Annotated in this window: 11 protein-coding genes; 10 read left to right on the top strand and 1 reads right to left on the bottom strand. The window is 71.6% G+C overall.

All coding sequences use genetic code 11. The features are described 5' to 3' along the window. The first annotated feature begins 46 nt into the window (after positions 1-46). Positions 47-2,278 (top strand): putative bifunctional diguanylate cyclase/phosphodiesterase, encoded by a 2,232-nt coding sequence (locus ACFY0F_RS22280; protein ID WP_388796865.1) that lies wholly within the window; start codon positions 47-49, stop codon positions 2,276-2,278. A 142-nt stretch (positions 2,279-2,420) separates the two neighbouring features. Here the strand turns inward: ACFY0F_RS22280 and ACFY0F_RS22275 are convergent, their stop codons facing one another. Further along, positions 2,421-3,005 (bottom strand): TetR/AcrR family transcriptional regulator, encoded by a 585-nt coding sequence (locus ACFY0F_RS22275; protein WP_388796862.1) that lies wholly within the window; start codon positions 3,003-3,005, stop codon positions 2,421-2,423. Between the two features lie 85 nt (positions 3,006-3,090). Here ACFY0F_RS22275 and ACFY0F_RS22270 point away from each other — a divergent pair, with 85 nt between their 5' ends. The 9 genes from ACFY0F_RS22270 (at position 3,091) to ACFY0F_RS22230 (ending at position 11,242) form a co-directional block, all read left to right on the top strand. Beyond that, positions 3,091-3,462: a DUF4267 domain-containing protein gene (locus ACFY0F_RS22270; RefSeq protein WP_388796859.1), complete on the top strand. Its 372-nt coding sequence runs from the start codon at positions 3,091-3,093 to the stop codon at positions 3,460-3,462. A gap of 70 nt (positions 3,463-3,532) precedes the next feature. Continuing rightward, the gene (locus ACFY0F_RS22265) at positions 3,533-4,024 is read left to right on the top strand and encodes a cupin domain-containing protein (RefSeq protein WP_388796856.1); all 492 of its coding nucleotides are present in this window, start codon (positions 3,533-3,535) and stop codon (positions 4,022-4,024) included. A gap of 82 nt (positions 4,025-4,106) precedes the next feature. After that, positions 4,107-4,403 carry an Asp-tRNA(Asn)/Glu-tRNA(Gln) amidotransferase subunit GatC gene (gene gatC, locus ACFY0F_RS22260; protein WP_003973500.1) on the top strand — a complete coding sequence of 99 codons (297 nt, stop codon included), beginning with the start codon at positions 4,107-4,109 and terminating at the stop codon, positions 4,401-4,403. 5 nt (positions 4,404-4,408) lie between these two features. Then, positions 4,409-5,905, top strand: a complete 1,497-nt coding sequence (gatA, locus tag ACFY0F_RS22255) for an Asp-tRNA(Asn)/Glu-tRNA(Gln) amidotransferase subunit GatA (RefSeq protein ID WP_388796853.1) — start codon at positions 4,409-4,411, stop codon at positions 5,903-5,905. After that, the gene (locus tag ACFY0F_RS22250; RefSeq protein ID WP_388796850.1) at positions 5,902-6,144 is read left to right on the top strand and encodes a hypothetical protein; all 243 of its coding nucleotides are present in this window, start codon (positions 5,902-5,904) and stop codon (positions 6,142-6,144) included. The genes gatA and ACFY0F_RS22250 overlap by 4 nt, the downstream gene beginning before the upstream one ends. Positions 6,145-6,159: 15 nt before the next feature. Then, positions 6,160-7,674 carry an Asp-tRNA(Asn)/Glu-tRNA(Gln) amidotransferase subunit GatB gene (gatB, locus tag ACFY0F_RS22245; protein WP_388796847.1) on the top strand — a complete coding sequence of 505 codons (1,515 nt, stop codon included), beginning with the start codon at positions 6,160-6,162 and terminating at the stop codon, positions 7,672-7,674. Positions 7,675-7,890: 216 nt separating this feature from the next. Then, the gene (locus ACFY0F_RS22240) at positions 7,891-8,256 is read left to right on the top strand and encodes a hypothetical protein (protein ID WP_388796844.1); all 366 of its coding nucleotides are present in this window, start codon (positions 7,891-7,893) and stop codon (positions 8,254-8,256) included. A gap of 204 nt (positions 8,257-8,460) precedes the next feature. Further along, positions 8,461-10,689 (top strand): MMPL family transporter, encoded by a 2,229-nt coding sequence (locus ACFY0F_RS22235; protein WP_388796841.1) that lies wholly within the window; start codon positions 8,461-8,463, stop codon positions 10,687-10,689. Continuing rightward, a complete protein-coding gene (locus tag ACFY0F_RS22230) occupies positions 10,667-11,242 on the top strand; it encodes a GNAT family N-acetyltransferase (RefSeq protein WP_388796838.1) in 576 nt (191 codons plus the stop codon). The genes ACFY0F_RS22235 and ACFY0F_RS22230 overlap by 23 nt, the downstream gene beginning before the upstream one ends. Positions 11,243-11,272: the final 30 nt, after the last annotated feature.

Below are 11,272 nucleotides of genomic sequence, written 5' to 3'. Positions count from 1 at the left end.
ATCGGGCCGCGTGGCGTGGGCACCGCCGGCTGTGAGAGGGACGGGAATGGAACCGACCGAGAGCGCTCCGGACTCCCGGCTGCGCCTGCGCCACAGGGCGGGCGCATGGCTGGGGAGTCTGGGGCGGGCCGCGGAGCATCAGGGTGTGCAGGGGCGTGCCGCCGGTGCGCCCGTCGCGACGGACGAGCGCACTCTCCCGGCGTCCCTGGCCATCGAGCCCGCCCGCGCGATGCAGGGCACCCAGCCCGAACGGCACCTGTCCTGGCCCGCGTTGCCCGCGGCGGTGGTGGCCGCAGCCGCCCTGGCCCTGGGCGGCGGCTTCTACCGCGCGTTCACGGGCAACCACGCGCTCTTCCCCTCCGGCACGGTCGGCTGGTCCCTGGCCGTGCTGACCGGAGTCATCGTCGGCCACCTGGTGATGCTCGGTCGCTCCCGGTGGTGGGGCGGCACCGGCTCCGGCGCCGCCCTCACCATCGCCGTCCTGCTGCTGTACGGCTGGATGCCCGCCGGCCTGGTCAGCCTCACCGTCGTCGTCCTGGTCGGCATAGCGCGCCGCCACCGCTGGCGGCAGGGCCTGCTGCACGGAGCGGTGGACATCATCGGCATCGGCGCCGGCGGCCTGGTGCTGGGTGCCCTCGGCCGCGTACCCACCGTCGAGCAGCCCTGGAAACCCGAGAGCTGGAGCGTCACCACCGCCCCCGAGGTCGCCCTCGTCGCCGCCGTCTATCTCGCGGTCAGCCGCGTCCTGCTGTGGTACCTGCAGGTCCCGCGCCGCGGCCTGGCCACCGTGGCCCGCACCGCCCTGGTCAGGCAGGGCCTGGTCGCCGTGGCACTGCTCGGCATCGCGCCGCTGGTGTGCGTGGTCGCCGTCGCCCAGCCGTTGCTGCTGCCGCTGTTCGCCATCCCGCTCATCGCGCTCGACTCCACCCTGTGGATAGCCCGGGCCCGGGCGGAGGAGCAACTGCGTGATCCGCTGACCGGACTGCCCAACCGTCAGTGGCTCCTGGAGCGGATCTGGACGGCCCTCGACGACGCGGAGCGGATCGGCGCCCGCGCCGCACTCATGCTCATCGACCTGGACCGCTTCCGGTCGGTGAACGACACCCTCGGTCATCTCGCCGGTGACCGGCTGCTGCTGCAGATAGCGGACCGGCTGCGCCTCGCGCTGCCGCGCGGCGCGGAGGCCGCCCGGCTCGGCGGCGACGAGTTCGCCGTGTTACTGCCCGTCGCCGACTCCACCACGTCGGCGACTCGGGTGGCCCGCGGCCTGGTCACCGCCCTCAGTTCCCCGCTCGACCTCGACGGACTGACCCTCGTCCTGGAGGCCAGTGCGGGCGTCGCCGTGTTCCCCGACCACGCCCTGGACGCCGAAGGCCTGCTGCGCCGCGCGGACGTGGCCATGTACCAGGCGAAGCGGGACCGTACGGGCGTCGAGGTCTACGAGTCCAAGCGGGACTCCAACACCCCCGACCGGCTGGGCCTGCTGGGCGACCTGCGCCGGGCGCTGGACGCGCACGAGGTCCAGCTGCACTACCAGCCCAAGGTCCGCTTCGACGGGCAGGTCGCCGGGCTGGAGGCCCTGGTCCGCTGGGTGCACCCCGAGCGCGGGAAGGTGCCGCCGGACGAGTTCATAGCGATCGCCGAGTCCTCCGGGCTCATGCCCCATCTGACGGAGTACGTGCTGGAGACCGCCCTGGAGCAGGTCGCCCGGTGGCGCGCGCAGGGCCTGTTCGTGCCGGTGGCCGTCAACGTCTCCCCGCGTGACGTGCACACGCCGGGGTTCGCGGGCTCGGTGGCCGCGCGGCTGGCCCGGCACGGAGTGCCCGCGGGAGCGCTCCAACTGGAGATAACGGAACACGTGCTGCTGGAGGACCCGCAGCGGGCCGCCGACACCCTCGCCGGACTGACCGCGCACGGTGTGAAGATGTCCCTGGACGACTTCGGCACTGGCTACTCCTCGCTGGTGCACCTGCGCCGGCTGCCGGTCAGCGAGCTCAAGATCGACCGCTCGTTCGTGGCCCGGCTGGCCGTCGACACGGAGGACGCGGAGATCGTCCGCTGCACGGTCGACCTCGCCCATTCGCTGGGCCTGCTCGTCGTCGCCGAGGGCGTCGAGGACGACGAGACCTGGGAACGCCTGCGGGACCTGGGCTGCGATGCCGTGCAGGGCTGGCTGGTGGCCGCGGCGATGCCGCCGGAGGAGACGACGGCGTGGCTGCTGGCCCGCGGCTCGCGGGGCTGGCAGCGGCCGCGGGCGGCTCTGCCGGCCGCCGAGTGAGTGCCCCGCCCGGCCACCCGTTTCGGTTGCCCCGCCCGGCCACTCGTTCGCCGTGGGCCGGTGCCTTTCCCGGCGGCCCCGTTCGCCGTAGGACGGTGCCTTCCCCGGCGGCCCGCCCAGCTCGCCTCCGACACCCGTCCCGTCAGTCCGTCCGGGCCGTGAAGTGGTCGACCAGCAGCGCCAGCCGGGTCTCGTGGGCGTGCTCGGGCAGACGGCCGCTGCGCATCAGTGTGACCAGCCCGTGCAAGCCGGCCCAGAACGTCTCCGTGAGGAGGCTGGGGTCGTCGCCGTCCGCCGCGATCGGCTCCACGACCCGCGCCAGCTCGCTGAACGCCTCGTGCAGCGCCGTCGGCGCCCCGGGCGTGGCGAACGGCAGGTCCACGGTGTGTGTGAACATGGCGTCGTAGAGGGCCGGCCTGCGCCGGGCGAACGCCGTGTAGGCCTCGCCGATCGCCGCCAGCGCGGCCCGGGCGTCCCCGGTGGCCGGGCGCGCCGCCCGTAGCTCGGCGGTCAGCTCGGCGAAGCCCTGTACCGCGACCGCGGCCATGATCGCGTCCTTGCCCTTGAAGTGGCTGTACAGGACGGGCTGGCTGTACTCGATCTCGGCGGCCAGCCGCCGGGTCGTCACCGCGTCCCAGCCCTCGGCCTCCGCCAGTTCCCGCGCGGCCGTGACGATCAACCGCTCACGTTCCCCTCGCTCGCGCTCCCGGCGCGTCTGGATCGACATGCTCTGGATTCTAGCAGCGCTAGCCAATCTGTCGACGCTCTGCTAGCGTAGCTCTTGTTCCTAGCAGCGCTAGCGAGGAGAGACCGTGACCGTGACCGCGTACACCCTGGCCGTTCTGCTCAACCTGTTCTGCCTGTTCCTCGGCTTCCGCTTCCTCTTCCAGCCCGCCTCCGCCGCCGTCGGCTACGGCATCCCGGCGGACCCCGCCGGCGACGCCGGCACCTTCCTCTCCACCAAGGGCCTCAGGGACGGCGTGCCGGGCATCGTGGGTCTGGTGCTGCTGTTCTCCGTCGGAGCGCGTGCCGAGGCCTGGCTCATGCTCTGCATGGCGCTCGTGCCGCTCGGCGACACGCTGATAGTCCTGAGGCGCGGCGGCACGAAGGCCGTGGCGTTCGGGATCCACTTCGCCACCGCGGTCGTCGTGCTGATCAGCGCCGCCTTGCTCTTCCTCGTCTGACCACGTCGACCGACCGCCTGAACGACCACAGAACCGAGCACGCCAACCGCATCGACCGGGGGTCATCCAGATGTCGCTGTTCGTTCCGAAGTTCGACGAGTCCGTGATCGTCCGCGAGGCCGAGGCCGAAGTCATCGGCCGCACACCCACCACCGTCCGCCTGCTGGCCGACAGCAGCCGGACCGGCGGCGCCCTGTCCACCCAGCGGGTCACCCTGAGCGGCGGCGCCGACGGTGCCTCGCCGCATCTGCACAAGGGCTCGGCCGAGATGTTCTACGTGCTCGACGGGGAGGCCCGGCTGCTGTCCGGAGACGAGGTGCTCACCGCCGCGCGCGGCGACCTCGTCATCGTCCCGCCGGGCATGCCGCACGCCTTCGCCGCCGCCCCCGGAGCCGACGCCGACCTGCTCATCGTCATCACGCCGGGCGTCGAGCGCTTCGAGTACTTCCGCCACCTCCAGCGCGTCGCCCTCGGCGAGGTCACCCGGGAGAGTCTCCTCGAAGTACAGGAGCTGTACGACAACCACTTCCTGAAGAGCGCGGCCTGGGACGGAAGGCGCTGACGGCAAACCGTTTCACGGGCACGGCACCCCGCCCCATAGGATTGGCCCCAAACCACACACACTCACCCCAGAGGAACGCTGCATGCCTGGCATCACGCGCGAGGAGGTCGCCCACCTCGCCCGGCTGGCGCGTCTGGAGCTGAAGCCCGAAGAGCTCGAACACTTCGCGGGACAGCTGGACGACATCATCGGCGCGGTCGCCCGCGTCAGTGAGGTCGCCGACCAAGACGTACCGCCGACCTCGCACCCGCTCCCGCTGACGAACGTCATGCGCCCGGACGAGGTCCGTCCCTCGCTCACCCCCGAGCAGGCGCTCTCCGGCGCCCCTGCCCAGGAGCAGCAGCGTTTCAAGGTGCCGCAGATCCTGGGGGAGGAGTGACCGACATGACCGACAGCATCATCAGGCTCACGGCCGCCGAGACCGCCGCGAAGATCGCCTCCGGCGAGCTCACGGCCGTCGAGGTCACCGAGGCCCACCTCGCCCGTATCGAGGCCGTCGACGAGAAGGTGCACGCCTTCCTGCACGTCGACCGCGAGGGCGCCCTCGCCCAGGCCCGCGCCGTCGACGAGAAGCGGGCGCGCGGTGAGGAGCTCGGCCCGCTGGCCGGCGTCCCGCTCGCGCTCAAGGACATCTTCACCACCGAGGGCGTGCCCACGACCGTCGGCTCGAAGATGCTCGAAGGCTGGATCCCGCCGTACGACGCCACGCTGACCAAGCGGCTCAAGGCCGCCGACGTCGTCATCCTCGGCAAGACCAACATGGACGAGTTCGCCATGGGGTCGTCGACGGAGAACAGCGCGTTCGGCCCGACCGGCAACCCCTGGGACCTCACCAGGATCCCCGGCGGCTCCGGTGGCGGCTCCTCCGCCGCCCTCGCCTCCTTCCAGGCGCCGCTCGCCATCGGCACCGACACCGGCGGCTCCATCCGCCAGCCGGCCGCCGTGACCGGCACGGTCGGCGTGAAGCCGACCTACGGCGCGGTGTCCCGCTACGGCATGGTGGCGTTCTCCTCCTCCCTCGACCAGGGCGGCCCCTGCGCCCGTACGGTCCTGGACGCGGCCCTGCTGCACGAGGTGATCGCCGGGCACGACCCGCTCGACTCCACCTCCGTCGACGCCCCGGTCCCGCCGGTCGTCGAGGCCGCCCGCAACGGCAGCGTGGCCGGGATGCGCGTCGGCGTGGTCAAGCAGTTCCGCGGCGAGGGCTACCAGGCCGGCGTCATCCAGCGCTTCGACGAGTCGGTGGAGCTGCTGAAGGAGCTCGGCGCCGAGATCGTCGAGCTGGACTGCCCGTCCTTCGACCTCGCCCTGTCGGCGTACTACCTGATCGCGCCGTCCGAGTGCTCCTCCAACCTCGCCCGCTTCGACGGCCTGCGCTACGGCCTGCGCAGCGGCGACGACGGCGGCCACTCGGCCGAGGAGGTCACCTCCCTCACCCGCGCCGCGGGCTTCGGCCCCGAGGTCAAGCGCCGCATCATGCTGGGCACCTACGCCCTGTCGAGCGGGTACTACGACGCCTACTACGGCAGCGCCCAGAAGGTCCGCACGCTCATCACGCGCGACTTCGAGAAGGCGTTCGAGCAGGTCGACGTGATCGTCTCCCCGACGACCCCGACCACCGCCTTCGCGATCGGCGAGCGCGCCGACGACCCGATGGCCATGTACCTGGCCGACCTGTGCACCATCCCCACCAACCTGGCGGGCAACGCGGCCATGTCGCTGCCCTGCGGTCTCGCCCCGGAGGACAACCTCCCGGTCGGCCTGCAGATCATCGCCCCGGCGCTCAAGGACGACCGTCTCTACAAGGTCGGTGCCGCCGTGGAGGCCGCGTTCGTGGAAAAGTGGGGGCACCCGCTGCTGGAGGAGGCTCCGTCGCTGTGAGCAAGGCACTGTCGAAGGCCAAGGGCTTCAAGAAGTCCAAGTCCGGCCTGTACCTGTCCATGGCCACCACCGCGTTCGGCGCGGTCAGCGTCGCCAAGCAGGCCAAGCTGGCCCGCGCCGAGAGCGACACGCTCCGTCTGGTCGACGCCGCCGTGTCCGCCGCCGCCATCGTCACCGGCCTCGCCATCCTCTACCGCGAGCTGAAGCGGTTGGGCGACGACGACGTCCTGCTGGGCTGAGAGGGAAGTTTCACCGTGACCACCACGACCGACCTGGTGTCGTACGAGGACGCGCTGGCGTCGTACGACCCCGTCATGGGCCTCGAGGTCCATGTCGAACTCGGCACCAGGACCAAGATGTTCTGCGGCTGTTCGACCGCGCTCGGCGCCGACCCGAACACCCAGACCTGCCCCGTCTGCCTCGGCCTGCCGGGCGCGCTCCCGGTCGTCAACGCGACCGGCGTCGAGTCCGCGATCAAGATCGGACTCGCGCTGAACTGCGAGATCGCCGAGTGGTGCCGCTTCGCCCGGAAGAACTACTTCTATCCGGACATGCCGAAGAACTTCCAGACCTCCCAGTACGACGAGCCGATCGCCTTCAACGGCTACCTCGACGTGCAGCTGGAGGACGGCGAGACCTTCCGCGTGGAGATCGAGCGCGCCCACATGGAGGAGGACACCGGCAAGTCCACCCACGTGGGCGGCGCGACCGGCCGGATCCACGGCGCGTCGCACTCCCTGCTGGACTACAACCGCGCCGGCATCCCGCTGATCGAGATCGTCACCAAGCCGATCGTCGGCGCCGGCGACCGCGCCCCCGAGGTGGCGAAGGCGTACGTCCGTGAGCTGCGCGAGGTCATCCGTGCGCTCGGCGTGTCCGAGGCCCGTATGGAGATGGGCCAGATGCGCTGCGACGTGAACCTGTCGCTGATGCCCAAGGGCGCCGACAAGTTCGGCACGCGCTCCGAGACGAAGAACGTCAACTCGCTGCGGTCCGTGGAGCGCGCGGCCCGCTTCGAGATCCAGCGGCACGCGGCCGTGCTGTCCTCGGGCGGCACCATCGTGCAGGAGACCCGGCACTTCCACGAGGACACCGGGTCGACGACCTCGGGCCGCGTGAAGGAGGAGGCCGAGGACTACCGGTACTTCCCCGAGCCGGACCTCGTTCCGGTGGCCCCCTCCCGTGAGTGGGTCGAGGAGATCCGGGCGGCGCTGCCCGAGCTGCCGCTGGTCCGCCGTACCCGCCTGCTGGCGGAGTGGGGCATCTCCGCCACCGACATGCAGGCGATCCTCAACGCCGGCGCGCTGGACCCGATCGTCGCCACGATCGACGCCGGTGCCGACGCCGCCTCCGCCCGCAAGTGGTGGATGGGCGAACTGGCGCGCAGCGCCAACGAGTCCGGCAAGGCACTGGACGAGCTGGCGATCACCCCGGCGCAGGTGGCCCGGGTCACCGAGCTCGTCGCGAAGGGCGACCTGAACGACAAACTGGCCCGTCAGGTCATCGAGGGCGTCCTCGCGGGCGAGGGCACCCCGGACGAGGTCGTCGACCGGCGCGGTCTGAAGGTCGTCTCCGACGAGGGCGCGCTCACCACCGCCGTCGACGAGGCCATCGCCGGCAACCCGGCCATCGCGGACAAGATCCGCGGCGGCAAGGTGGCCGCGGCCGGCGCCCTGGTCGGCGCGGTCATGAAGGCGACCCGGGGCCAGGCCGACGCGGCCCGCGTCAAGGAGCTGATCCTGCAGAAGCTGGGCGTCAGCGAGGGCTGAGCCCCATGGTGTACGGCCCCGGAGGCAGGCCTCCGGGGCCGTTTCCGTTCGCCCGCCACGGCTGCGGTGATGGCCGGTCAGTGGTTCCTCGGGCGGCGTCGGTGAACGGGCTCCTCCGATCCTGCGTACCGAGAAGGTATGAGCAAGAGTTCGACAGCAGTCGCCCCCGCTTCCCGCATCTGGGGGATGCGGGCGCAGGTACTACGCTCGCCCGCCATGAGCGCACGCGCTGGTTCCGAGACGCGGCCCGGGACGGTCGCGGTGGACGACACCGAGGACCTGGTCGGGGACCTGGCCGACGACCAGGGCGAGGACTTCGCTGACGAGGAGGACCTCGTCGAGGACGCGCGCCGGGCCCGCTGGACTGCCGCCGGTACGGGAGCCCTGCTGACGCTGGCCGGTGTTACCGCTTCCCTGATGCGGCTGAGCGGTGTCCCGGCCTTCGTGCCGACCGCGTACGCCGCCGGTGCCGCCGTGTGCGCGTTCGCCGGGGTGCTGGGCGCCAAGGGCCGTACCAGACGGTCGTTGTGGCTCCTGATCGCCGGAACCATGGTCATGGCGCTCGGAGACCAGTTCGACTGAAGTGCGGTGGTGCGTGACAGAGTTGGCGTGACTGTCCTGTGATCTGTCTCCCAGTCGCCCGCACAAGCCGGTGAAACACGGCAAACGGCCATTTTCACCTGGGAGAGTTGTCCTCCCCTCGTTCACACGTTCTTTGCGGGCTGTTCCGTTCCCGGACGATCGTTCCCGGTCAAAGATCCACACAAAGTCACTGGGAGCACGTCCGTGGCAGCCCTTGCCCGTTGGTGTGTCCGGCGCCGCCTGGTCGCCGTCCTGCTCTGGCTCCTCGCCTTCGGCGGGGTGACCACGGCCGCGGCCGTGGCCGGCTCCGCCTACTCGAACGACTACGAGGTGCCCGGCACCGAATCGGCGCGCGCCGCCGAGCTGTTGCGGCAGGGCTTCCCGGACCTGGCAGGCGACAGCGACACCGTCGTCTGGCACACCACCGACGGCACGGTCCGCGCCGCCGACGTCGAGCAGACCATGACCCGTGCCCTCGACAGGATCGCCGCGCTGCCGGGCGTGGCCTCCGTGACGAGCCCCTACGACGGGCCGGGCACCGGCCGGATCAGCGGGGACGGGCACACCGCGTACGCCACCGTCACCTTCGACCGGCAGGCCGAGGACGTCAGCGGCTCCGAGGCCCGGGCCGTCGTACGCGCGGCCAAGTCCGCGCAGGCCGACGGGCTCCGGGTGGAGCTGGGCGGCAGCGCCATCGGACTCACCAAGTCCTCCGGCGGCCATGCCGCGGAAGCGATCGGCGTGGTCGTCGCCGCGGTCGTGCTGTTCCTCGCCTTCGGCTCGCTCGCCGCTTCCCTGCTGCCCATCGCCACCGCGCTGGTGAGCGTCGGCACCGCCTACGCGGCGATCGCGCTGCTCGGACACGCCATGACCGTCGCCGACTTCGCCCCCATGCTGGGCATGCTGATCGGGCTCGGAGTCGGCATCGACTACGCGCTGTTCATCGTGACCCGGCACCGGCGCGGACTGAAACGCGGTCTGGCCGTGGAGGAGGCCGCCGTGGAGGCCGTCGCGACCACCGGACGCGCCGTGGTCTTCGCGGGTGCCACGGTGTGCATCGCACTGCTGGGCATGTTCATCCTGCGGCTGGGCTTCCTCAACGGCGTGGCGGTCGCCGCCTCGCTGACCGTGGTGCTCACCGTCGCGGCGGCCGTGACCCTGCTGCCCGCCCTGCTGTCCTTCATCGGCCCGCGGGCCCTCAGCCGGCGCGAGCGGCGGCGGCTGGCGGAGCACGGGCCGCAGCCGGAGCTGCCCACCGGGCTCGCCGCCCGCTGGTCCGCCTTCGTCGAACGCCACCCCAAGCTGCTCGGCTCCGCGGCCGTGGCCGTCGTCGTCCTCCTCGCCCTGCCCACCCTCGCCCTCCGCCTCGGCAGCTCCGACCAGGGCAACGACCCCAGGTCGGCCACCACACGCCAGGCGTACGACCTGCTGGCCGAGGGCTTCGGGCCCGGCGTCAACGGTCCGCTGACGTTGGTGACGCGCGTAGAGGGTGCCGGTGACAAGCTCGCCCTCGACAGCCTCGATGCCACCCTGCGCACCACCGAGGGCGTCGCGTCCGTGACCCCGGTCCGCTACGACGGCGGCGGCGACACCGCCTACCTCACCGTCGTCCCCGACTCCGCGCCCCAGTCGCAGCGGACCAGCGACCTCGTCGACCGGCTGCGCACCGATGTCCTTCCGCACGCGGAGACCGGAACCTCGCTCGACGTGCGCGTCGGCGGGCTGACCGCCGGCTACGACGACTTCGCGGCCGTCATCGTCGGCAAGCTGCCCCTGTTCGTCGGGGTCGTCATCGGGCTCGGCTGCGCGCTGCTGCTGGTCGCGTTCCGCTCGCTCGGCATACCGCTCAAGGCCGCCGTGATGAACATCGCGGCCGTCGCCGCCGCCTTCGGCATCGTCGTCGCCGTCTTCCAGTGGGGCTGGGGCAGCGAACTGCTGGGCCTCGGCCGGGCGGGCCCCATCGAGCCGTTCCTGCCCGTGATCATGGTGTCGGTGCTCTTCGGCCTCTCCATGGACTACCAGGTCTTCCTGGTCAGCCGGATGTACGAGGAGTGGCTCGAGACCGGCGACAACCGGCGGGCCGTCCGGATCGGCCTCGCCGAGACCAGCCGGGTGATCAACTCCGCCGCGGTCATCATGATCTCGGTCTTCCTCGCCTTCGTGCTCAGCGGCGACCGCGTGATCGCCATGTTCGGCATCGCGCTGGCCTCCGCCGTCGCCCTGGACGCCTTCGTGCTGCGCACCCTGCTCGTCCCCGCGCTGATGCACCTGCTCGGCAGCGCAAACTGGTGGCTGCCGCACTGGCTGGAGAGCCGGCTGCCCCGCATCAGCATCGAGCCGCCCGAATGCCGCGTCGCGCATGAGAGGCTCGCCGAGGTCATGACGGAACTGCACATGGAGCGGCACCGCGATGTACGCGATATCCCTGGGTGACGACGGCGCCGAACTCGGCCCCCTGGAGGTCTGGCACGCCGAGGAGCTCATCGCCAACATCGACCGGGGCCGGGAGTTCATCGGCCGCCATGTGGGCCTGCCCGACGTGGTGACCGACCTGGAGTCGGCCCGTGCCTACCTGCGCTCCTACGCCGAGAAGCGCGCCGCGGACGCCGGCAGCCTGCACGGCGTGTGGCTGGACGGCAAACTGGTCGGCGGGCTGCTGTTCCGCGTCTGGGACACGGCCGCGGGAGTCTGCGAGGCCGGCTGCTGGCTGGAGCCCTCCGCCGCCGGGCGCGGGCTGGTCACGCGCGGTATGCGGGTACTGCTGGACTGGGCGTTTGACGAGCGCGGCATGCACCGTGTGGAGTGGCAAGTGTCGTCGGCCAACGAACCCAGCATCAACGTGGCACGACGGCTGGGGATGACCCGCGAGGGTGTGCTCCGGGAGAACTACCCCTACCGGGGCGTGCGCACCAGCACCGAGATCTGGTCCGTGCTCGCCCCCGAGTGGCGTGCGGTACGCGCGCGTGCCGCCCACGACGATCATTAAGAGACCTCTCAGAGAGCGTCCGTACGGTGC

It is taken from the genome of Streptomyces sp. NPDC001544 (genome assembly GCF_042894285.1).
Classification (GTDB): domain Bacteria; phylum Actinomycetota; class Actinomycetes; order Streptomycetales; family Streptomycetaceae; genus Streptomyces.
The sequence above is the reverse complement of the archived record's forward strand: the minus strand, read 5'-3'. Positions and strand labels throughout refer to the sequence as shown.